We start from the raw sequence: 20,911 nt of genomic DNA on the forward strand, positions 1-20,911 counted from the left end.
CGCGCCGCTCCGGGGGCGCCCGGACAGGGGATAAGCGCGCGAGGCGGATTGGACGCCTTGGCGCGCGGCGCAGCCAGGGGTGCTATAGATCATTTCGAACCGTCCGGCTACACGGTTTAGAACCATTCTGGGGTGCAAAGAGGGCAGGGGTCTCACAGTTTGCGTCTGAGCGTTAACAATTTGGCCTGCGAGCGGGGCGGCCGCCGGATCTTCGAGGGGGTGTCTTTCACCCTTCAGGCCGGTGAAGCGCTTGTGATTACCGGCCGCAACGGGGCCGGCAAATCGACCCTGCTGGAGCTTCTGGCCGGGCGCCTCCATCCCGCCAGCGGCAAAATCCTCTGGGAGGGCGCGGGCGAGCGCACCCTGTCCGAAAGCCTCCACTACGTGGGCCATCGCGATGCCCTCAAGAGCGCGCTGACCGCCCAGGAAAATCTGGATTTCGCCCGCGATTTCCTCGGAAACCCCGCGCTTTCAGCCAGAGGGGCCCTTGAAGCCGTCGGCCTCGCCCATGCAGCCCGCCTGCCGGTGGGCTATCTCTCGGCGGGGCAGCGGCACCGGGTGGCGCTCGCCCGTCTCCTCGTGGCCCACCGACCCCTCTGGCTCCTCGACGAGCCGACCTCGGCGCTGGACACCACCTCTCAGGAGACCCTGCGAGAGCTTCTGGAGAATCATCGAGCGCAAGGTGGCATGATCGCCGCCACGACCCACTCGCCCCTGTTCCTGTCCGCACCGAAGGAAATCAGGATCGAGCGTGCCCAAGCGTCTCTCTCGCATCAGGGAGACGGAGAATGATCCGCTCCTTCCGTGCGCTCCTGATCCGTGACCTGAAGCTCGCCGCCCGCGTCGGCGGCTCCGGCGTCATGGGCCTCATCTTCTTCCTGATGATCGTGACCCTGATTCCCTTCGCCCTCGGTCCCGATCTCAATCTCCTATCGCGGATCGGCCCGGCGATTCTCTGGATCGCTGCCCTGCTCGCGACCCTCATCGGCCTCGACCGCCTGTTCCAGGCGGATCAGGAGGATGGCTCCCTCGACATCCTGCGTCTCTCGCCTGCGCCTCTTGAGCTGATCGTGCTCGCCAAGGTCGTAGCCTATTGGCTTACGACGGCTTTGCCACTCGCCATCGCGACGCCGCTCTTCGGCCTACTCGTTGCGCTCTCGCCGGAGGGTATGCTCGCCATGGTGGCGACGCTTCTGGTCGGCACGCCCGCGCTCACATTCATCGGCGCGGTCGGCGCGGCGCTCACCGCGAGCTTGCGGCGCGGCGGGCTGATCCTCGCGATCTTGGTGCTGCCCTTCATGATCCCGACGCTGATCTTCGGCGTCTCGGCGGCCAATGCGGCCGTGGGTGGGACCGTGCCGTTCGCGACGCCATTCCTCATCCTCGTCGCGCTGTCGCTCATTGCCGCTGTTGTCGGCACAGTGGGCGCTGCGGCAGCCCTGCGGTCGGGAGAATAAGAAACGATGAGCGGACGTCTCGTATTGCGCATGCGCCGCTCTTTGGAAGAGCCGGTGCCGCAGCCGGTCTGGCCGCAGGGTATTCGCCTCGTACCGTTCGTGCCTGAGGAGCATGCGCAGAAGGTTCACGCGCTTCTCGTCAAAGCCTATGCCCGGGGCGGTGGCTATGTGGAACCACTCGGCATCTGGTGGCCGAGTCTGCAGGACGATTCGGAATACGACCCGGCGCTCTGCTTCATTGCCACGAACGAGAGCGCCGATGTGGTCGGGGTCGCGCAATGCTGGACCAGCGCTTTCATCAAGGACTTAGCGGTCGATCCCGCCTGCCGCGGGCAAGGCCTGGGTTCAGCGCTGCTGCTGGAAGCCTTTCGCGTATTCAAGTCGCGCGGGGAATCCTTCGTCGATCTCAAGGTGCAGGCGGATAATCCGTCAGGCGCCGTGCGCCTCTATCAGGCTCACGGATTCGAAGAGATCGAACGCTATCGCCTGGCTTAAGGCCTCAAGTTGATCCCGAAGGCCTGCTCAATGGCGGCTTTGCCCTCGCGCTCCACACGGTAGGTTGCGCGGTAGAGGCCGGGCGGAAAGCCGCCCGGTGGCGGCCTGAAGCCTGCGAACATCATCCATTGCGCCTTGTCGCGGTCGAGCGGTGGAGCCTTGTTCTGCGCCATCGCTTTTCCGTTCGGGTCGAACACGGTCAGAATCTGCACGTCGCCGCCTTTGAGGCCGATGGCGCGCACATAGGCCACGAGGGCAGGGGAGGCGGTGGTCGGGATATTCCGCTCCGCCGTGCCCGCTTCGATGGCTTCCATGCTTACAGGCCCTGGGGCGAAGCCCTTGTTCAGTACGCTGCCCGCCTGATAGGCGAGCTGCGGCCTTAAGGTCTCTTCCCACAGCATGGAAGTGCCTCGGGAATCGCAGGATTTGGTGGGTGGACCCGAGACGAAGGGATCGACCACCTTGTCGTCCTTGCGAAGAGTGAAGTGGAGGTGCGGAAACTCGGTCGCGCCGGACAGGCCGATCTGTCCGATCTTGTCGCCCGCCTTCAGCATATCGCCCGATTTCACGCGAAGACTGCCTTTGGCCATGTGGCAATATTGGGTCTGCCAGCCATTGCCGTGATCAACGAGAGCACCGTTGCCGCATTCGACATTTTCGACACTTTCAGGGCCTCGGCCGGTGATGGAAACATCTTCCATGCCGTCGCGGGTGCGCAGAACCGTGCCGTCAGCGGCGGCCACCACATCGACCCCGGCCTTCATGGCGGCGGTGGTCGGCACGCGGATATCCGTGCCGTTATGCCCGTCATAGGTCATAGTCCCGCAGCGATAATCGGCGATGCCTGACTCCCTGATGTGATCCACGTAATGCTGGACGAAGCAGGTGCGCCCGACCTCGCAGGCCACGGGCAGGCGAAGCGAGATCTCCTGCGCATGAGCGGTCCCGAAAAGGCCGAAGACGACGAGGCTGAAGGCCGGAAGGCGCATGGCTTGCTCCGCAACAAAGATGCAGGAACCATACCCTCTCCCGTGGCGATTGAAAGGCAGGGCCAACATCGGTCCGTTTAAGGACAATACCGGAGTGCCGCTCCGCGCCCTTCGCCGCTAAAAGAACCGCGATCCTGGCGAAATCGTTATTCGGCGTGAAATGCACTCTTCGTTGCAGGCGCGCGCAAGGGCCGCTACATCGTGCGTATGATCCGTGAGCTTGCCAATCCCACCCGCTTCATGAGCCTCAGCGGCACCCTTCTGCCCTGGGTCACGGGCCTGGCCGTGCTGCTGCTTGGCATCGGCCTCTACATGGTCTGGTTCGTCGCGCCCGCCGATTACCAGCAGGGCGAGACCGTGAAGATCATGTATATCCACGTGCCGGCGGCCTGGCTGTCCCTGTTCTTCTATATGATCATGGCGAGCTCGGCCTTGGGCACTCTCGTGTGGCGCCATCCCCTGGCGGATGTGTCGCAGAAGGCGGCAGCGCCCATCGGTGCGGCTTTCACCCTGATCTGCCTCGTCACCGGCTCGCTCTGGGGCAAGCCCATGTGGGGCACCTATTGGCAATGGGATGCGCGGCTCACCTCCATGCTGGTGATGCTGCTCATCTATCTCGGCATTCTAGCGCTCTGGCGCGCCATCGAGGAGCCGAACCGCGCCGCGCGCGCCGTGTCGATCCTCACCCTCGTCGGCGCGGTGAACGTGCCGATCGTGAAATTCTCCGTCGATTGGTGGAACACCCTGCACCAGCCGGCCTCCGTGTTCCGGCTCGGCGGGCCGACGATCCACACCTCCATGCTCGTGCCGCTGCTGATCATGGCCGTGGCCTTCACCATCATCGGCGTGGGCTTACACCTGTCGGGCATGCGCACGGAAATCCTGCGCCGCCGGGTGCGCACGCTGACGATTCTTGAGGCCGAGCGCCTCGACGCACAGGCCGCCTGATGACGCACACGTTCTTCATCGCCTTTTCCTACATCCTCACGGCTCTGGTGATCGCAGGCCTCGTTGTGCGCGCCGTCATCGATCATCGCGCGCAGCTGCGCGCGCTTGCCGAACTCGAATCGCGCGGCGTCGGACGGAGGTCGCGCCGTGGCTGAGGCAAGTGCGCCGCGCTCGCGGCTGATCTTCATCCTGCCGGGCGTCGTTTTCCTCGTTCTGGCGATCCTGTTCTTCGTGCAGCTCACCTCGGGCCGCAACCCGGCGGAGCTTCCCTCGGTACTCCTCAATAAGCCGGTGCCCGTCTTCAATCTCGCGCCGCTCGAGGGTCTGATGGCCGACGGCAAACCCGTGCCGGGTTTCTCCAATGAGAGCCTGAAGGGCCGCGTCACCATCGTGAATGTCTTCGCGTCCTGGTGCGCACCCTGCCGCCAGGAGCATCCACTCCTCGTGGAACTCGCGAAGGATCCGTCCGTGCGGCTCGTCGGCATCAACCAGAAGGACAATCCCGACAATGCCCGCCGCTTCCTCGGCGCGCTCGGCAATCCCTATGCCGCTGTCGGCGTCGACCCGAACGGCCGTGCCTCCATCGACTGGGGCGTCTACGGCGTGCCGGAAACCTTCATCGTGGGCCCCGACGGCACGATCCGCCACAAGCATATCGGCCCGCTGACGCCTGAGAACCTCGAAGGCTTTAAAGAGAAACTGCGCCAAATCCCGCGCGCTTGAGACGGTTGATCGCGACATCCAACGCCGAGAGAAAGGCTGAGCGATCTTTCTGAGAGAACGGTTTCGGCCCGCCTGTGACATCGCCCATGGCGCGCAGGTCTTCCATGAGATTGCGCGTGGCGAGCGCCATGCCGATGGAGGCTTCCGTGAATGGCTTGCCCGTGGGGCCGATCACGTCCGCGCCTGCGCTCACGCAGCGATGGGCCAGCGGAATGTCGGCGGTGATCACGATGGCGCCGCGCCCGGCCCGCTCGGCGATCCAATCGTCCGCCGCATCGAAACCGGAACTCACCACCACGCGTTCGATCAACGGGCTTTGCGGAACATTGAGAAAGGCATTCGCCACTACGAAAACCTTCACCCGGTGGCGCTCGGCGACCTTATAGACCTCGTTCTTCACCGGGCAGGCATCAGCATCAACATAAATAGCGATGGCTTGAGAGGTCTCGGTCATGAGCCATTTATTCCTTCAGCGGCAATCTTTGGCCTGAATTGACGCGCAAAGCTGTCCGTCGGGCCCGTACCATCGATAAACTTGAAACCGGACGAAAAGAACCCCGTGGATCGCTCCTCCCGTCTTCAATCCGCCTGGACCTCCTTCCGCAACCGGCGGCGGTCGCGGGAATTGAGCGATGTCACGTCCCGGCTGATCCGCGAGGCGGATACGGGGGCCTTGCAGCGCGCCGGCATGGTGCGTGTGGTCGTTGCCGGGATCATGCTCGTCTCGGTCCTGCTCGTGACCTATGGGATCGAACTTGAGAACCGCATGGCGCTCAAGCAGATCGCGGCAGCGGAGCTGACGCTGGCGCTGTTCGGCGCCTCGGGCTGGCTGAGCGCGTGGTTGGCCTCGAAGCGCATCGCGGTCGCGCAGCTTCCCGTCTTCACAGCCGTGCTCGATGCGCTTCTGGTGCTCGGCAACCTGGCCTATTCCCATTGGGGTTTGGGCGTTCCCGGCGGGTTGTTCGCGGTCTTTCCGGTCACCTGGGTGGTTCCCATCACGCTCGCCGCGGTCGCCATCCATTATCAGCCGCGCCTGCAGATCCTCGTGGCGATGATCTATGTGGCAGGCCTGTCGTTTCTCGCCTTCGGCGGCGATGCGCTGACGCCGGACGAGCGGCGGGAGGACCTGTCCCAGATCAACGCCGTGTTCTCGGAACAGGCGAATCTGGTTCGCCTCGCCATGATCCTGTCGCTGGCGTTGATCCTCATTCTCGTGGCGCGCCAGGGCCGTGTTCTGCTGGAGCGGGCCGTGCGCGAAACCACCATGCGCGTCAATCTCACCCGCTATCTGCCGCGGGAGCTCGCGCCCGTTCTCACCGAGCAGGCCTTCGCATCCTTGCGGCAGGGGCGGCGCGCCCGCGTCACGGTCATGTTCGTGGACATGCGTGCTTCCACATCGTTCGGCGAGATCATGGACCCAGGCCAGCTTGCCATCTTCATCACCTCGTTCCGCCGCCGCGTGTTGCGCGCCGCGAGCCGCCATGGCGGCGTCATCGACAAGTTCACGGGCGACGGCGCGCTCATCCTGTTCGGCGTGCCGGGTGCGGGCGAAGACGATGCGAGGCGCGCGCTCGCCTGTGGACGAACGCTGCTGCGCCTGATCGAGCGCTGGAACGTCAAGCGCCAGTTCGATCCGCCGGTGCGTGTGGGCATCGGCATTCACACGGGCGAAGTATTCTGCGGCGTGGTGGGGGATGAGAGCCGCCTCGAGTTCACCGTGGTCGGCGAGACGGTGAACATCGCCTCGCGGATCGAGCAGGCGACCAAGAATACGGATTGCGAGCTGCTCGCCTCGGCCGAAACGGTTCAGGAGGCAGGCGAGCAGGAGCTCTGGGTCGCGGTGACGCACGAGCCCTTGCCCGGCGTCACCCGCAATATGGTGTTGATGAAGCCGGTTTAAGCCTCTTCCGCCTTCTTCACCTCATGGCGCAGGATCAACGGCGTCTGCGCGAGGGCGAAGGCGATTGTGATCGGCATGATGCCGAAAACCTTGAAGCTCACCCAGAAATCCGTGGTCTGCGTGCGCCACACGATCTCGTTGATGGCGGCAAGCACGAAGAAGAAGATTGCCCAGCGAAGTGTCAGCTTGTGCCAGCCCTCCTCGTCGAGCTCGAACACGCTGTCGAGGACGATCTGGAGCAGGGGCTTGCGGAAATAGAAGCCGCCGAGAAGGATCGCGCCGAACATCGTGTTCACGATGGTGGGTTTGAGCTTGATGAAGGTCTCGTCCTGCAGGAACAGGGTCAACCCGCCGAATACCACCACCACGATTCCTGAGACCAGCGGCATGATGGGCAGCTTGCGCAGCAGCGAATAGGATACGCCGAGCGCGATCAAGGTGGCGCCGATGAAGAGCGCGGTCGCCACGAAGATGCGCTGGCTTTCCGCGAAGCCGAACCGGTCCGCATAGGCATTGGCGATGAAGAACAAGGCCAGCGGCCCCATTTCGAGGGCGAGCTTGAGAAGAGGCGGAAGGCGCTTTTCGCCGGTCATGGTTTCATCGGTCATGCGGTTGCTTCTAACCCGGCAATGGCTTTGGCGAAATCCCCTGCGGTGAAAGGCTCAAGGTCCTCCACCCCTTCGCCGACGCCGATGAAATGGACGGGCAGGCCGAATTTGGCAGCAAGCGCCACCAGAATGCCGCCGCGCGCCGTGCCGTCGAGCTTGGTCATCACGAGACCCGTCACGCCCGCGGCCTTCTGGAACAGCTCCACCTGGCTCACGGCGTTCTGGCCCACGGTCGCGTCGAGCACGAGGAGCGTGGCATGCGGTGCGCTCTCGTCGAACTTCCTGATCACGCGCACGATCTTTTCGAGCTCGGCCATGAGGCCGGCCTTGTTCTGCAGGCGGCCCGCCGTGTCGATGAGCAGCACATCCGTGCCGTTGGCCTTGGCCTCCTGGAGCGCGTCGAAGGCCAGGCCCGCCGCATCCGCGCCCTGCTCGCGGGCGAGAACCGGCGCGCCGACCCGTTCGCCCCACACTTTCAGCTGCTCGATGGCGGCGGCGCGGAAGGTGTCACCTGCGGCGAGCATCACCTTCAGGCCCTGTTGGCGGAATTTCTGGGAGAGCTTGCCGATGGTGGTGGTCTTGCCGGCGCCATTCACGCCGACCATGAGGATCACGAAAGGCTTCTTGGAGCGATCGACCTCGAGCGCCTTCGCCACGGGCGAGAGAGCCTTCTCCACTTCGCTCGCGAGAATGGTCTTCACCTCCTGCGGCGAGATCTCCTTGTTGTAGCGCCCGGCCGAGATCGCCTCCGTGATGCGCATGGCGGTCGGCACGCCGAGATCGGCCTGGATCAGCGCGTCCTCCAGCTCTTCCAGGGTCGTCGCGTCGAGCTTGCGCTTGGTGAAGAGGCCGGTGACGCTGTCGGAGAGCGAGGTCGAGGTGCGGCGCATCCCCTCCGTCAGGCGCTGCCACCAGCCTCTCGGCTGGGCAGAGGCCGGCGGAACCACCTCGGCGGGAGCAGGCTCGGACACGGGAATGTCCGCGGCAGTGATGTCGGGGCGCAGTTGAGGCCCAGCCTCGGTGAGGATTTGCGGCAGCGGCTCCTGCGGGCTGGTTCCCTCCGGCTCAAGGCCTTCCACGGGCTGCAGATCGGCTCCGGCAAGCTCAGGCGCCGTCTTGTTCTCCTCGGGCGTGTCGGGCGAGGCCGTGGTAACCGTCGGCGGAGCAGCCGTGAGATCATCCGCACCGGTCGCGGGCGGAGAGGGCATGGCCTCCGGCTCGCCGCCGGCCTGCGGCGTCTGAGGGGCAACCTCCGCTTCCTTGCGCCCGAAAAGGCGGGAGAGGAATCCGGGCTTGTTTTCGGCCATGCGCTGCTTGCCTCGTGAATGCTGGTGCTTGATTTAACGCGTCTGCCTCGATAGCCGAGGCAGCATGAATGCGGAAGAGATAGTCACTCGTTTGCTGTATCGCGATGCCCTGATGCTCGTGATCGACAAGCCTGCCGGTCTGCCGGTGCATCCCGGCCCCAAGGGCGGGGAGACCTTGTTTCATCACCTGGACGCTCTGCGCTTCGGCCTGCCGAGGCGTCCGGAAGCGGCGCATCGTCTGGACAAGGACACCTCCGGCTGCCTCGTGCTCGGCCGCCACCCGAAGGCGATTGCCCGTCTCAACGAACTTTTCCGCAAGAACGAGGTCGACAAGGTCTATTGGGCCGTGGTCGAGGGCGGGCCTCATGACGACGAGGGCGAGATTGATCTGCCGCTTGCGCCGAAATCGCCCGATCGCGGCTGGTGGATGAAGGTCGATCCCAAGGGCCAGCCATCCCTGACGAAGTGGAAAGTGCTCGGGCGCTCCACCTCCCCCTTGAGGGGGGAGGTCGCGCCACAGGCGCGGGAGGGGGTGGGAAACTCCGCATCTGCCAGTGTCGCGCCACCACCCCACCCCGGATCGCTGACGCACTCCGACCCTCCCCCACCCATGTCGGGTGTTCCCGACATGGGCAGTCATGAGCGGATCTCGGGAAAACCCGAGATCCGTGGGGAGGGTGAAGGACGCTTCACCCTTCTCGAACTGCGCCCCATTACAGGCCGTACCCATCAGCTGCGTGTCCATTGCGCCGCCATGAATTTCCCGATCCTGGGCGATCCGATCTACGGCACCGCTCCGCGTTTTCATGGTCCGGGGCTGCATCTCCATGCCCGCAACATCACGATACCGCTTTATCCGAAGAAGGATCCGATCGTGGTGGAGGCACCGGTGCCGGAGCATATGCGCGAGCGGGTGAAGCTTTGTGGCGTCATCCCGGACGGCGCAGCCGATCCGGGATCGTCTGCAGAATAGAGCGCCATACTCGTCACGCGATCCCGGATCTTCGATGCGCTTCGTCCGGGATGACGCTGCTTTTAAGCCGCCAGCAGATCCTTGCCGTCATGCCCCGCAATCGTGGTCGACACGATGGTGCCCTGCGTCACCTCGCCTGCGAAGCGTACGAGAGTAAAGCCTTCCGTGCGACCGACCTGGTTGGCTTCGATCAGCACGTTGCGCTGTGCGCCCACCTCTTTGTCGAGATGTTTCAGCAAAGCGGCTTCGCCCTTCTCGCGCAGGCGGCGAGCACGGTCCTTCACCACGTCACGCGACACTTGAGGCATGCGCGCGGCGGGCGTGCCGGGGCGGGGTGAGAAGGGAAAGACGTGGAGATGGGTGAGGCTGCACTCCTCGACGATGTCGAGGGAGCGCGCGAACATCTCTTCGGTTTCCGTCGGGAAGCCTGCGATGATGTCGGCGCCGAAGACCATGTCGGGGCGAAGGCGCTTCACCTGCTCGCAGAAGGCAATCGCGTCGTCGCGCAGGTGGCGGCGCTTCATGCGCTTGAGGATCATGTCGTCGCCTGCCTGCAGCGAGAGATGCAGATGCGGCATCAGACGGCTTTCGCTGGCGATGACATCGAGCAGGTCGTCATCGGCTTCCACCGAGTCGATGGAGGAGATGCGAAGGCGCTCCAGCTCCGGCACATGGCGTAAGATGCTTTTTACCAGCGAGCCGAGCTTCGGCTCTCCGGGCAGGTCCTTGCCGTAGCTCGTGATGTCGACGCCGGTGAGCACCACTTCGCGCGAGCCGTGTTCCACGAGGGTGCGCACTTGGCTGACCACTGCGCCCATGGGCACGGAGCGGGAATTTCCGCGGCCATACGGAATGATACAGAAGGTGCAGCGGTGATCGCAGCCGTTCTGCACCTGCAGGAAGCCGCGCGTGTGACCGCGCAGGCCGTCGATCAGGTGCATGGCGGTTTCCTTCACCGCCATGATGTCGTTGACGAGAACTTTTTCCGTGAGGCCCACGCCGAAATCACGCATAGCGCTCCAGGTTTCGGCCTTCATCTTCTCGTGGTTGCCGAGAACCTGGGAAACCTCCGGCATGGAAGCGAATGTCTCGGGCTCCACCTGCGCGGCGCAGCCCGTCACGATGATGCGGGCATCGGGCTTCTCGCGGGCAATTCTGCGGATCGACTGACGCGCCTGGCGCGTCGCCTCGGATGTCACCGCGCAGGTATTGACGATGATGACCTCGCCGAGTCCCGCATCCTCCGCGTGGCGCTGCATGGCCTCGGATTCATAGATGTTGAGGCGGCATCCGAAGGTGACGACCTCGACGCTCATCAGGCCGCTCCCGCGAACAGGGCAGGGGAGAAGAAACCTTCGTGCTCGAGCTGCGTCTCGCCGGTCATGAGCACGTGATCGTCACCCTCGCGCCATTCGATCACAAGGTCGCCGCCAGGAAGCGAGATCGTGGCCTTGCGGTTCGTCAAACCTTTGCGAGCGCCCGCCACCACGGTGGCGCAGGCCGCAGAACCGCAGGCGAGGGTCGCGCCCGCTCCGCGCTCCCAGACGCGGAGGATGACGTGGCCCGGGCTGACGACCTGAGCAAAGGAGATGTTGGCGCGTTCCGGAAAAACCGGGTCGTGCTCGAAGCGCGAGCCCACAGCCGCGAGATCGTAGACTTGCGCATTCTCGACCCAGAAGATCGCATGCGGGTTGCCCATGCTCACAGCCGAAGGGTTCTGCAGTTCCGGATGGTCCGGAATGCGCGTCTCGACCCGGATCGCGCGGGTATCCGGCTCGAGATCGCGCAAGGGAATCTCGTTCCAGGCCAGGCGCGGCGGGCCCATATCCACGGTAAACACCGTGTCGGAGACGCGTGTCACGGGCAGAAGGCCGGCCTTGGTTTCGAGGGTCAGGCCCTCATAGGCCGGGCGGCTCATCTGCGGATCGGCGAGCATGGCCCAGGCCACGCAGCGGGTGCCGTTGCCGCAGGCGCCGGATTCCGAACCGTCCGTGTTGTAGATGCGCATGAAGGCGTCCGTGCCGGGCGAGACCGGGTCGTGCAGCACCATCAGCTGGTCGAAATGCGAGCGCGGATCAGCCGCGATGGCGCGTGCCTCAGCCGGGCTCACCACATGGGGGGAGCCGCGCAGGTCCAGCACGGTGATCTCGTTGCCGAGACCGTTCATCTTGAGGAAACGGTGGTTCGATAAGGCGCTCATGGGCCGTATATGGCTCAAAATGCGGAAAATCGCGAGAGGGGCTTTAACCCTGCTTCCATCCGTCCTCCACAGAAGGGCTGCAATCCCTCGCGACGGAACCAAAAGCCCCTTATGCTCCCGCTCGTCACCCTCTCGTGATTCGAGGCTCAAGGCACTCTCCCATGCGGCTGCGCTCTTCCCCTCTCGTTCTTCTGCTTGCCCTGTGCTCAAGCGTGGTTGTCGCGCAGACACCCCCTCCGATCAGTCCTGCTCCGGCAAGCCCCGCGCCTGTGCAAACGGCTCCCGCCCCGGCAGCACCTTCGGAGCCCGCAACGCCTCCGGCATCGACTCCGCAAGCCGATCCGGCTCCTGCTGCCCAATCCCCTGCAGCCCCGGCAACGCCTGAGACGCCCGCCCAGCCGCCGCAGCCTGCGACCGCACAGCCCGCGCCGAGTACGCCTGCGCCCGTGACCCCGGTGCCTGCCGAGCAGACGGCGCGGACCACGCTCTTTCCTAATCCGAACGATCCGACCGGCGTGGAAGAAGGCGTGCTCACTGCCAAGCCCACGGTCATGTTCACCGGCACGAGCACCTGGGACGAAGCCTTCACCAGCCTCAAGAATGCGATGAGCAAGCTCGATGGCGAGCTGAAGAAGGCGGGTATCGCGCCTGCAGGCCGCCCGATCGCGATCTTCGTCGACACCGACGACAACGGCTTCAAGTTCGAGGCCATGATCCCGATCGCGCAGGCACCCGAGGGCAAGACCGAGCTGACCCCCGAGGTCAAGTTCGGCAAGACGCCGGAGGGCAAGGCCTTCCGCTTCGTGCACAAGGATGCCTATGACGAGATCGACGGCACCTACGAGACGATCACTGCCTATCTCGACATCAAGGAAATCGTCGCCAAGGACGCCTTCATCGAGGAATATGTGAGCGATTTCACGGATGCGCAGGACACCAATTTCGAGGTGAACATCTACGTGCAGCCGAAGTGACGGACCTCTGGACCCGTCACTCTGTTGCGAATAGTTTCCCGCGATGAGTCGAGCCTTTGTCGGCTCACACCTTTGACGGGAAACATCATGCGAAAAGCCGTTTCGTCAGCAATAGCCCTTCTGATCCTCGCAGAAGCGCTTGCCGCCGGTTCCGCCGCGCGGGCCGAAACAGGATGCCATGAAAGCTCCGATTATCTCGTCGTCGAGCGGAGCCGGGACGATGGGTTCGCGGATTTCCTCGTGCGGAAAAAGACGGCTTCCTCCACCCGGATCGCATGCGCCTTCTCGCCCCAGCCGAAGGATTTCAGGCCGAAGGAAAGCAAGCCCTACGGCTTTTCGTTCGTGGCCTTGAGCGGGCGCCATCTGGCACTCGAGATCAGCGACACCAATGGAACGCAGGTGCCGCGGGTCAGGATCTACGATCTCGACAAGCAGTCCGTCCTTCAGGACATCGAGGATGTCTTCGAGATCGGTGAAGAGGCCTCGGAGAAAGGGTTCGATTTCTGGGTCGGCTCAAAGACCGAGCCGACCAAGGAAAACTGCCCCGATTACGCGGAAGAGATTGGCGCAGAATCCTCCGAGAGCCAGATCGTCCTTCTGCAAAAGGCGACATTCGACTTCGCCTCCCTGAAAGTCGTCGACAGCACGGAGATGAAATGCGTGAGCTGGGCGGACTGAATCGCATCGCTCTCTTCGATCTCGACGGGACGCTGACGGACCCGAAGACGGGCATCACCCGCTGCATTCAGTATGCTCTCGACCGGCTGGGACGCCCCGTGCCTGACACGGAAGAGCTGACCTGGATGATCGGCCCACCTTTGCTCGCAAGCTTCACGAAGCTTCTGGGCGATGCGGAGGAGGCGGTCGAGGCCTTGCGGCTCTACCGCGAGCGCTTCAGCGAGGTCGGACTGTTCGAGAACGAGGTCTATCCCGGGATTCCTGCTGTTCTCGAAACCCTGCAGAAGGCCGATCTTCGCCTCTTTGTCGCGACCTCCAAGCCTCATGTCTACGCGCGGCGCATTATCGAGCATTTCGGCCTGACGCGGTTCTTTCAAGAAATTTACGGCTCCGAGCTCGACAACCGCAATGCCGACAAGCGTGATCTCATCCGACACATTCTCGATCAAGAACGCTTCGATCCGGCCCAGGCCGTCATGATCGGCGACCGGGAGCACGATGCTATCGGTGCGCGGGCCAACGGCATCGCCAGCATCGGCGTGACCTGGGGCTACGGATCACGCCAGGAGCTTCTGGAATCCGGGGTGGCCTGCCTTGTGGATCGGCCCAGTGATCTCGTGGAGCAGATTCCGACCCTTACGCCCACCATGGCTCATCCTGCTGCCAGGGCTTGAGAGGCATTCAAGCAGCGCCCAGCCATTTCAATGGAAATATCATGCTGAAATTACTCTCGCCCGCAGCGATCCTTTTAGTGCTGGTCGAAATAGTTTCGCCCGCTTTCGCCGAGGCACCCAAACCTTCAGTGGCCAAAAGAGTTGGAACTGCCGTGGCCAAGAAAGCCGCGTCCATTTTCAGCAAGAATGGCCGGGTAAGCTGTCATTCGAATTCCGATTATCTTGTTGTGACGGAGACACGGGATGACGGGTTTGAGCGCATCCTCGTGAGAAAAGCGGTTCTCTCGGCCAAGAAACCTCTCTGCGTCTTCCAGACCGGACCTGAGGATTGGGTGCTTGACGAGCCCGCCCCAGCCGGTTTGAACGTCGTCGCGTTGAGTGGACATTCACTTGCGCTCAAGATCTTCGATCCGAATGATATTCATCTGCCGCGTGTGCAGATCCTGGATTTGAAAGAGCGGAAGGTCGCGCAGGAAATTCCGGGGATTTTCGAGATGGACATGTCCGATGTTTCCCCATCAGGATTTGTCTTCTGGCGCGATACCGGCCTCCCGGTGACCAGGGACAATTGCCCGGAATATGCCGATCAGGCCGAGGACGAAGATTCCGCGATAGGTGTTCCTCGCGTGCTCCGGAAATCGACCTTCAGCTTCGCATCGCAAAAGATCACCGAGGCGACGGAGACCTGGTGTCTGCTCGACGTGGACTGACGGGGTTGCACCTCGTCAAAGGGACAGGCTCGACGCGCTCCACGCCTCGCCCGGCCGCAAGGGCTTGAACCGCTCCGGTGCAATCTCCGCCGCCTGCAACGCCGTCGCCAGCTCCACCGGTGGTTCGTCGACACCCTCGTTGGTCAGGCGGAACGTGCCCCAATGATGGCCGAGCGCTTGCTGCGGCTCGATGATGTTGAACACCTTCACCGCATCCTCCGGGTTCATGTGCTGCGGCTCCATGAACCAGCGCGGCTCGTAGGCCCCTATGGGCAGATGTGCGAGGCGGATCGCGCCGAAGCGCTCGCGCACCGCATGAAAGATCTTGCCGTCGCCGAAACCCGTATCGCCGATGTGGTAGATCGTGCCCTCAGGGGTGGTGAGGACGAAGGCGCACCACAGCGCCATGCGCCGGTCGTTGATGCCGCGCGCGGACCAGTGGTAGGCAGGCTCCACATGCACGGTGACGCCGCGTCCAATATCGACCGAACCGCCCCAGTCCCGCGTCTCGACGGAGATGTCCGGGTGCGCGGCGTTGATGACCGCATCGTTGCCCAGCGGCGCGATGACGCGCGGCTTATGCGTCTGCCAGAGGCGGCCTAAGGTTTCGATGTCGAGATGGTCGTAATGGTTATGAGTGATCAGCACCGCATGGATCGGCGGCAGATCCTCGAAACGGATACCAGGCGCATTGACCCGCTTCGGCCCTGAGAACGAGACCGGGCTCGCCCGTTCCGAGAAGACCGGATCGGTGAGAATGTTGAGCCCCGCTACCTGGATCAGGAAGGAGGCATGGCCGATGAGCACCGCGCGCAGGCCTGCCACTTCAGCCGGGGGCTTATCCTGAAAAGGGCTGGGAAAGCTCTCGGGCCAGTCCTTGCGCCCGCCACCGAGCTGCCAGCGCAGCAATTCGGCAAAACCTTTGTCCTGCGGCTGATTGGGCGAAAAGAACCGGACCCCGTCGAAATGGTCGCTCACGGGACCCTGGTAATAGCGGTTCGTGGCGCGGGCGGCAGCCATCCAGCCGAAGATACCGGTGGCGGCGACGGCAGGAAAACCTAAGGCTTTGAGGAGAGTGCGGCGGTTCATCGGGGTCTTTTCTGCAAGCGGAGCCTTTAAGCATGGTGATGGCCGGTTTGACAGGCAAGACCCGGAAAGCTGAGGCTTTTCCGCTCTTTTCTTGACTCTGCGCCCCCTTTCCTCTATCGCCTGACCGCAAATCTGTAGAGCGAGCCCTTATGAGCCGCCGACCAGCCCGAGAGGCTGGAGGTCAACGTCCGACAGCGCGATGCGCCCTCGGGCGCGCTTTCATTTGGGTTTCGCGTTGGGAATGGTGACGGATGTCGAAAGACACATTGCGCATCGAGGACGCGGTCAACGAGACCTGCCCGTGGTCGGGAAAGCCGATCACGGCGGATTCGCTCACCCTCTATCGCGGCGAGGTGGTCGGCTTCTGCAATCCCGGCTGCCGCGATAAGTTCGAGGCGGCGATCAACCAGTTTGAAAAGGCCATCGCGGATCGCGATGTACCACTCATTGCAAAAGGAATTGAGTGATCATGTTCGAAGGCCTTTCCGATAAACTTTCCAACATCCTGAACACCCTCACGCGCCGCGGCGCGCTGACGGAAGAGGATGTGAACGCCGCCCTTCGCGAAGTCCGCCGCGCGCTGCTTGAGGCCGACGTGGCGCTCGAAGTCGTGCGTTCCTTCACGGACAAGGTGCGCGCCCGCGCGGTCGGTGCGGAAGTCATCAAGTCGGTCTCCCCCGGCCAGCAGGTGGTGAAGATCGTCCACGACCAGCTCGTGGAAATGCTGGGCTCGGACGCGGAGGTCATCAGCCTCAACGCGGTTCCGCCCGTCGGCATCCTGATGGTCGGCCTGCAGGGTTCGGGTAAGACGACCACCACCGCCAAGATTGCCAAGCGCCTCACCGATCGCGAGAACCGCAAGGTTCTCATGGCCTCGCTCGATACGCGCCGTCCGGCGGCGATGGAGCAGCTCGCCGTGCTCGGCAAGCAGGTGGGCGTGGATACGCTTCCCATCGTGGCGGGCCAGTCGGCGGTGCAGATCGCGCAGCGCGCCATGGAGGCTGCGCGCCTCGGCGGTTACGACGTGGTGATGCTCGACACCGCGGGCCGCGTCACTGTGGACGAGGCGCTGATGGTGGAAGCAGCCGATGTGCGCGCCGCCACCAACCCGCACGAGGTTCTGCTCGTCGCCGATGCGCTTACCGGTCAGGACGCGGTCAACACCGCGCGCGCCTTCGACGAGCGCCTCGGCGTCACCGGCATCGTGCTGACCCGTATGGACGGTGATGCGCGCGGCGGTGCCTCGCTGTCGATGCGCGCCGTCACCGGCAAGCCGATCAAGCTCATCGGTACGGGCGAAAAGGTCGATGCGCTGGAGGAATTCCATCCAAGCCGCGTCGCCAACCGCATCCTCGGCATGGGCGACATCGTCTCGCTGGTCGAGAAGGCCGCCGAAAACTTCGATGCCGCGCAGGCCCAGCGCATGGCCGAGAAGATGCGCAAGGGCAAGTTCGACCTGGAAGATCTGCGCGATCAGCTCTCCCAGATGGAAAAGCTCGGTGGTCTTGGTGGTCTCATGGGCATGCTGCCCGGCGTCGCCAAGATGAAGTCACAGCTCGAGAACGCCAATCTTGATGACCGAGTCATCAAGCGCCAGCGCGCCATCATCGATTCCATGACGCCCGCCGAGCGCCGCAATCCGGATATCCTGAAGGCCTCGCGCAAGAAGCGCATTGCTGCCGGTGCCGGCGCGAAGGTCGAGGAGATCAACAAGCTCCTCAAGATGCACCGCCAGATGGCCGACATGATGAAGATGATGGGCGGCGGCAAAGGCAAGGGCATGGCCGGCCAGCTCGGCAAGATGTTCGGTCTCGGCGGCGGTATGCCCCAGCCGACGCCGGAGCAGATCGAGGCGCTGCAGAAGCAGATGGGCGGCAAGCTCCCCGATTTCCCGGGCACGGGTGCGGGCGGCCTTCCGCCCATGCCGAAGGGTGTTCCCGGCCTACCGGGCCTTGGACCGAAGATGCCGGGTCTGCCCGGCATCGGCGGGTTCCCGTTCGGGAAGAAGAAGTAAGCGACGATGTCAGCTGTGATGCACCATACGAGCGAAGCGAGCGCTGAATTGCAGCGCCTGCGCGACTCCATCGACAATCTCGATGCGGTGCTCGTTCACACGCTGGCAGAGCGTTTCAAATACACGCAGAAAGTAGGCGAGCTCAAAGCACAGCACAGCCTGCCGCCTGCCGATCCCATCCGCGAGGCAACGCAGATCAAACGTCTGCGCTCCCTTGCAGAGACTGCGAAGCTCGATCCCGACTTCGCTGAAAAGTTCTTGGCCTTCATCGTCAAGGAAGTCATCCGCCATCATGAAGCGATCAGCACGGCTGGCGGTCTGAAAAACTAGAAGCTACTTAGGAGAAAACCATGTCCCTCAAGATCCGTCTTACCCGTGGTGGTGCGAAGAAGCGTCCCTACTACCGCATCGTTGTTGCCGACTCGCGCTCCCCGCGCGATGGCCGTTTCATCGAGAAGGTCGGCACCTACGACCCGATGAAGCCGAAGGATGACGCGACCCGCGTGACCCTCGAGATCGAGAAGATCAAGGCTTGGCTCGCCAAGGGCGCCCAGCCGACCGACCGCGTCCTGCGCTTCCTCGATGCCGCTGGCCTCCTGAAGCGTACGGCCCGCAACAACCCGCAGAAGGCTGTCCCGGGCAAGAAGGCGACCGAGCGCGCTGAAGCCAAGGCCGCTTCGGCTGGCGAAGGCGAGGCTGCCTAAGCACTATGACAAGGGAGCGCAACCCATCCTCCCCTCGAGCGGGAGGGTCGACGCTGCGTGAGCAGCGGCGGGGTGGGGTGGAAACACCGCATTCTGCTGGGTCGCGCTCCCACCCCACCCCGGACCTGCGGTCCGACCCTCCCCCGCGCAAGTCGGATGCTTCCGATTTGCGCCAGGATAAGCGGATATCGGGAACACCCGATATCCGGGGGGAGGATGGCCGCTCAGCTCTGGGAGAAAGAAACGACTTCATCCTCATTGGCGAGTTCGGCCGCTCGCACGGCCTCAAAGGCGAGGTGCGGCTGAAATCCCATACCGGCGATCCGCAGGCGATTGCCGATTACAAGCCGCTCGTTGCTTCCAACGGCAAAACCTATTCCCTCAAGAATGTCCGTCGGGCTCCCGGCGGCGCGCCCGATATTCTGATCGCGGTGGTCGACGGCGTGACGACGCGCGAGGCCTCCGAGGTGCTCAACCGCGTGCAGCTCTACGTGGAGCGCGACAAGCTTCCGCCGCCTGACGAGGAAGACGAATTCCTGCTCGCCGATCTGATCGGGCTGAGTGTTCACAACGAAGCCGGCGAAACCATCGGCACCATTATGGCCGTGCCCAATTACGGTGGCGGCGACCTTCTCGAAATCGCGCCCGTGCAAAAAGGCCCGACCGCGTTGCTCCCGTTCACGAAGGCTTTCGTCCCAACTGTCGATATCGCGGGGAAGCGCGTGATCGCAGCAATCCCGGATGATCTCTTCGAGATTGGAAAGCCCGAACCCGGCGAGGATCGCGCGTGAGTTTTTCCGCCACCATCCTCACGCTTTATCCCGAAATGTTTCCAGGTCCGCTCGGCATCTCGCTGGCGGGCGATGCGCTGTCTCGCGGCGTGTGGTCGTTGGAAGCGAAGAACATCCGCGATCACGGCCTCGGCCGTCATCGCACCGTTGACGATACACCTGCGGGCGGCGGCCCCGGCATGGTGCTCCGCTGCGATGTGCTCGGCGCTGCCATCGACGCCGCGGCTCCGGCTGACGACCCGCGCCCGAAATTGCTCATGAGCCCGCGCGGTAAGCCTCTCACTCAGTCATATGCTCGCGAACTCGCGGCCGGTCCCGGTGTGATCATCGTCTGCGGTCGGTTCGAGGGCGTGGACGAACGCGTCATCGAGGCGCGCGGACTCCAGGAAGTGTCCATCGGTGATTACGTGCTCTCCGGCGGCGAGATGGCGGCGATGATCGTGCTCGATGCCTGCGTGCGCCTGCTCCTCGGCGTCATGGGCAAGGAAGCCTCCGGCACCGAGGAGAGCTTCGAGACGAACCGCCTCGAATACCCGCATTACACGCGCCCCCGCGAATGGGAGGGCCGCACCATTCCCGAGGTTCTGCTCAACGGCAACCACGCCCACATTGAACGCTGGCGGCGCGAGGAATCCGAGCGGATCACGCGCGAGAGAAGACCGGATCTGTTGGAGCGCTAAGCTACCTTCAGCGTTCAAAGTTCTCTTCGAGCTTCGCGCCGAAGGTTCTGAGATATTTCATTCCTGTATCGCACATCACCGTGACGATGGTGGCTTGAGGACCGAGACGTTCGGCAAGGCGCAAGGCCGCAATCACGTTGGCGCCTGTCGACGTTCCGGCAAACAGGCCTTCCTCCCGCGCCAGCCGAAAGGCCATCGCCGTCGCGTCCTCGGTCGAGACCCGCTCAATGTCGTCGGCGATGCTCCGCTGCCAGAGCGGCACCACATAGCCCGCGCCGATGCCGTCGATCTTGTGCGCGCCCGAAGGACCGCCCGAGAGAACCGCGGATTCGGCGGGCTCGACGGCGACAATCGCGATGCGCTCATCATAGCGGCGCAAACCTTCGGCGACGCCGCGAAGGGAGGCTGCCGTGCCCACGCTCTGCACGAAGCCGTCGATCCGCCCATTGGTTTGAGCCCAGATCTCATCCGCCATCCTGTGATAGGCCGCCAGCTGATCCCGGTTCTTCATCTGGTCGGTCCAGAAAGCGCCGGTGTCTTGGGCAATGATGTCGGCGGCCGCGATCATGTCCTTGGTGAGCTTTTCCGTCATGCGTCCTGAATCGCTCGGGATCACCTGGAGTGTCGCGCCCAGGATCTTCATGTGATCGAGCTTCTCACGGGCAAACGCATCCGACGTGACGATGTGGAGCGGATACCCTTTCACCGCGCAGACGAGAGACAGGGAGACGCCGGTGCTGCCGCCGGTATACTCGACCACGGATCCGCTCGCGGCCAAGCGTCCATCCGCCTCCGCCGCTTCGATCATGGCAAGGGCCATGCGATCCTTCATGCTGCCGGTGGGGTTCTCGTTTTCGAGCTTCAGGAAGATGCGGGCACCGCTTGACGGCACGATCTTTCGTAAGGCCAGCAGGGAAGTATTGCCGATACGATCGAGGATGCTCTGCTGCGTGTCTTTCATGGCTTGCGCTTCCCGTGGATGATGCTCAACGATCCT

Annotated in this window: 26 protein-coding genes; 18 read left to right on the forward strand and 8 right to left on the reverse strand. The window is 63.5% G+C overall.

Annotated features, from left to right (window positions below):
* The first annotated feature begins 159 nt into the window (after positions 1-159).
* From ccmA to MJ639_RS07340, 3 genes are read left to right on the forward strand one after another with little or no spacing between them, the layout of a single operon-like run.
* The gene (gene ccmA / locus MJ639_RS07330; protein WP_243369779.1) at positions 160-792 is read left to right on the forward strand and encodes a heme ABC exporter ATP-binding protein CcmA; all 633 of its coding nucleotides are present in this window, start codon (positions 160-162) and stop codon (positions 790-792) included.
* Complete coding sequence (gene ccmB, locus MJ639_RS07335) at positions 789-1,457, forward strand: heme exporter protein CcmB (protein ID WP_243369781.1); 669 nt, start codon at positions 789-791, stop codon at positions 1,455-1,457. Before ccmA ends, ccmB begins: the two co-directional genes overlap by 4 nt.
* A gap of 6 nt (positions 1,458-1,463) precedes the next feature.
* Positions 1,464-1,952 carry a GNAT family N-acetyltransferase gene (locus MJ639_RS07340; RefSeq protein ID WP_243369783.1) on the forward strand — a complete coding sequence of 163 codons (489 nt, stop codon included), beginning with the start codon at positions 1,464-1,466 and terminating at the stop codon, positions 1,950-1,952.
* Here the strand turns inward: MJ639_RS07340 and MJ639_RS07345 are convergent.
* A complete protein-coding gene (locus tag MJ639_RS07345; RefSeq protein ID WP_243369785.1) occupies positions 1,949-2,941 on the reverse strand; it encodes a M23 family metallopeptidase in 993 nt (330 codons plus the stop codon). The two genes, MJ639_RS07340 and MJ639_RS07345, sit on opposite strands and share 4 nt — an antisense overlap.
* A 207-nt stretch (positions 2,942-3,148) precedes the next feature.
* Here MJ639_RS07345 and MJ639_RS07350 point away from each other — a divergent pair, with 207 nt between their 5' ends.
* Genes MJ639_RS07350 through MJ639_RS07360 form a run of 3 tightly spaced genes read left to right on the forward strand, consistent with a single transcriptional unit; the run spans position 3,149 to position 4,612 of the window.
* A complete protein-coding gene (locus MJ639_RS07350) occupies positions 3,149-3,889 on the forward strand; it encodes a heme ABC transporter permease (protein ID WP_243370857.1) in 741 nt (246 codons plus the stop codon).
* Positions 3,889-4,044 carry a heme exporter protein CcmD gene (gene ccmD, locus MJ639_RS07355; protein WP_243369787.1) on the forward strand — a complete coding sequence of 52 codons (156 nt, stop codon included), beginning with the start codon at positions 3,889-3,891 and terminating at the stop codon, positions 4,042-4,044. Before MJ639_RS07350 ends, ccmD begins: the two co-directional genes overlap by 1 nt.
* On the forward strand, positions 4,037-4,612 hold the full coding sequence (locus MJ639_RS07360) for a DsbE family thiol:disulfide interchange protein (RefSeq protein WP_243369789.1): 576 nt from the start codon (positions 4,037-4,039) through the stop codon (positions 4,610-4,612). Before ccmD ends, MJ639_RS07360 begins: the two co-directional genes overlap by 8 nt.
* Here MJ639_RS07360 and MJ639_RS07365 read toward each other — a convergent pair.
* Positions 4,578-5,066, reverse strand: a complete 489-nt coding sequence (locus tag MJ639_RS07365; protein WP_243369790.1) for a YaiI/YqxD family protein — start codon at positions 5,064-5,066, stop codon at positions 4,578-4,580. The two genes, MJ639_RS07360 and MJ639_RS07365, sit on opposite strands and share 35 nt — an antisense overlap.
* Before the next feature lie 105 nt (positions 5,067-5,171).
* On the opposite strand from MJ639_RS07365, the gene MJ639_RS17870 reads away from it, so the two are divergent.
* On the forward strand, positions 5,172-6,512 hold the full coding sequence (locus tag MJ639_RS17870; protein ID WP_243369792.1) for an adenylate/guanylate cyclase domain-containing protein: 1,341 nt from the start codon (positions 5,172-5,174) through the stop codon (positions 6,510-6,512).
* Here the strand turns inward: MJ639_RS17870 and MJ639_RS07375 are convergent.
* Complete coding sequence (locus MJ639_RS07375) at positions 6,509-7,120, reverse strand: septation protein A (RefSeq protein WP_243369795.1); 612 nt, start codon at positions 7,118-7,120, stop codon at positions 6,509-6,511. The two genes, MJ639_RS17870 and MJ639_RS07375, sit on opposite strands and share 4 nt — an antisense overlap.
* Positions 7,117-8,427, reverse strand: a complete 1,311-nt coding sequence (gene ftsY, locus MJ639_RS07380) for a signal recognition particle-docking protein FtsY (protein WP_243369797.1) — start codon at positions 8,425-8,427, stop codon at positions 7,117-7,119. The genes MJ639_RS07375 and ftsY overlap by 4 nt, the downstream gene beginning before the upstream one ends.
* A gap of 64 nt (positions 8,428-8,491) precedes the next feature.
* Here ftsY and MJ639_RS07385 point away from each other — a divergent pair, with 64 nt between their 5' ends.
* Complete coding sequence (locus MJ639_RS07385; protein ID WP_243369799.1) at positions 8,492-9,400, forward strand: RluA family pseudouridine synthase; 909 nt, start codon at positions 8,492-8,494, stop codon at positions 9,398-9,400.
* A 62-nt stretch (positions 9,401-9,462) separates the two neighbouring features.
* Here MJ639_RS07385 and mtaB read toward each other — a convergent pair whose 3' ends face one another.
* Together mtaB and dapF are read right to left on the reverse strand one after the other, a co-directional pair.
* Complete coding sequence (mtaB, locus tag MJ639_RS07390; protein WP_243369801.1) at positions 9,463-10,716, reverse strand: tRNA (N(6)-L-threonylcarbamoyladenosine(37)-C(2))-methylthiotransferase MtaB; 1,254 nt, start codon at positions 10,714-10,716, stop codon at positions 9,463-9,465.
* Positions 10,716-11,600 carry a diaminopimelate epimerase gene (dapF, locus tag MJ639_RS07395; RefSeq protein ID WP_243369803.1) on the reverse strand — a complete coding sequence of 295 codons (885 nt, stop codon included), beginning with the start codon at positions 11,598-11,600 and terminating at the stop codon, positions 10,716-10,718. Before dapF ends, mtaB begins: the two co-directional genes overlap by 1 nt.
* A gap of 161 nt (positions 11,601-11,761) precedes the next feature.
* Between dapF and MJ639_RS07400 the strand changes: the two genes are divergently transcribed.
* The 4 genes from MJ639_RS07400 (at position 11,762) to MJ639_RS07415 (ending at position 14,636) form a co-directional block, all read left to right on the forward strand.
* Positions 11,762-12,574 carry a GyrI-like domain-containing protein gene (locus MJ639_RS07400; RefSeq protein ID WP_243369805.1) on the forward strand — a complete coding sequence of 271 codons (813 nt, stop codon included), beginning with the start codon at positions 11,762-11,764 and terminating at the stop codon, positions 12,572-12,574.
* An 87-nt stretch (positions 12,575-12,661) separates the two neighbouring features.
* The gene (locus tag MJ639_RS07405; protein WP_243369807.1) at positions 12,662-13,252 is read left to right on the forward strand and encodes a hypothetical protein; all 591 of its coding nucleotides are present in this window, start codon (positions 12,662-12,664) and stop codon (positions 13,250-13,252) included.
* Positions 13,231-13,926 (forward strand): HAD family hydrolase, encoded by a 696-nt coding sequence (locus MJ639_RS07410; RefSeq protein WP_243369808.1) that lies wholly within the window; start codon positions 13,231-13,233, stop codon positions 13,924-13,926. The genes MJ639_RS07405 and MJ639_RS07410 overlap by 22 nt, the downstream gene beginning before the upstream one ends.
* Entirely contained in the window at positions 13,923-14,636 is a 714-nt protein-coding gene (locus MJ639_RS07415; RefSeq protein WP_243369810.1) for a hypothetical protein, read from the forward strand. Before MJ639_RS07410 ends, MJ639_RS07415 begins: the two co-directional genes overlap by 4 nt.
* A 15-nt stretch (positions 14,637-14,651) precedes the next feature.
* Here the strand turns inward: MJ639_RS07415 and MJ639_RS07420 are convergent, their stop codons facing one another.
* Positions 14,652-15,725, reverse strand: coding sequence for an MBL fold metallo-hydrolase (locus tag MJ639_RS07420; RefSeq protein WP_243369817.1), 1,074 nt, complete (start codon positions 15,723-15,725; stop codon positions 14,652-14,654).
* Positions 15,726-15,976: 251 nt separating this feature from the next.
* Between MJ639_RS07420 and MJ639_RS07425 the strand changes: the two genes are divergently transcribed.
* From MJ639_RS07425 to trmD, 6 genes are all read left to right on the forward strand, one after another.
* Positions 15,977-16,192 carry an eL24 family ribosomal protein gene (locus tag MJ639_RS07425; RefSeq protein ID WP_243369819.1) on the forward strand — a complete coding sequence of 72 codons (216 nt, stop codon included), beginning with the start codon at positions 15,977-15,979 and terminating at the stop codon, positions 16,190-16,192.
* A 2-nt stretch (positions 16,193-16,194) separates the two neighbouring features.
* Positions 16,195-17,739 (forward strand): signal recognition particle protein, encoded by a 1,545-nt coding sequence (gene ffh, locus MJ639_RS07430; RefSeq protein WP_243369822.1) that lies wholly within the window; start codon positions 16,195-16,197, stop codon positions 17,737-17,739.
* A 6-nt stretch (positions 17,740-17,745) separates the two neighbouring features.
* Complete coding sequence (locus MJ639_RS07435; protein ID WP_243369824.1) at positions 17,746-18,069, forward strand: chorismate mutase; 324 nt, start codon at positions 17,746-17,748, stop codon at positions 18,067-18,069.
* 20 nt (positions 18,070-18,089) lie between these two features.
* A complete protein-coding gene (rpsP, locus tag MJ639_RS07440; RefSeq protein ID WP_243369826.1) occupies positions 18,090-18,443 on the forward strand; it encodes a 30S ribosomal protein S16 in 354 nt (117 codons plus the stop codon).
* Positions 18,444-18,568: 125 nt separating this feature from the next.
* Positions 18,569-19,234, forward strand: a complete 666-nt coding sequence (gene rimM, locus MJ639_RS07445) for a ribosome maturation factor RimM (RefSeq protein WP_423790775.1) — start codon at positions 18,569-18,571, stop codon at positions 19,232-19,234.
* On the forward strand, positions 19,231-19,914 hold the full coding sequence (gene trmD / locus MJ639_RS07450; RefSeq protein WP_341482634.1) for a tRNA (guanosine(37)-N1)-methyltransferase TrmD: 684 nt from the start codon (positions 19,231-19,233) through the stop codon (positions 19,912-19,914). Before rimM ends, trmD begins: the two co-directional genes overlap by 4 nt.
* A gap of 7 nt (positions 19,915-19,921) precedes the next feature.
* Here trmD and MJ639_RS07455 read toward each other — a convergent pair whose 3' ends face one another.
* Positions 19,922-20,875 carry a PLP-dependent cysteine synthase family protein gene (locus MJ639_RS07455; RefSeq protein ID WP_243369828.1) on the reverse strand — a complete coding sequence of 318 codons (954 nt, stop codon included), beginning with the start codon at positions 20,873-20,875 and terminating at the stop codon, positions 19,922-19,924.
* Between the last annotated feature and the right edge of the window lie 36 nt (positions 20,876-20,911).

This window comes from Microvirga solisilvae, assembly GCF_022808595.1.
GTDB classification, from domain to species: domain Bacteria; phylum Pseudomonadota; class Alphaproteobacteria; order Rhizobiales; family Beijerinckiaceae; genus Microvirga; species Microvirga solisilvae.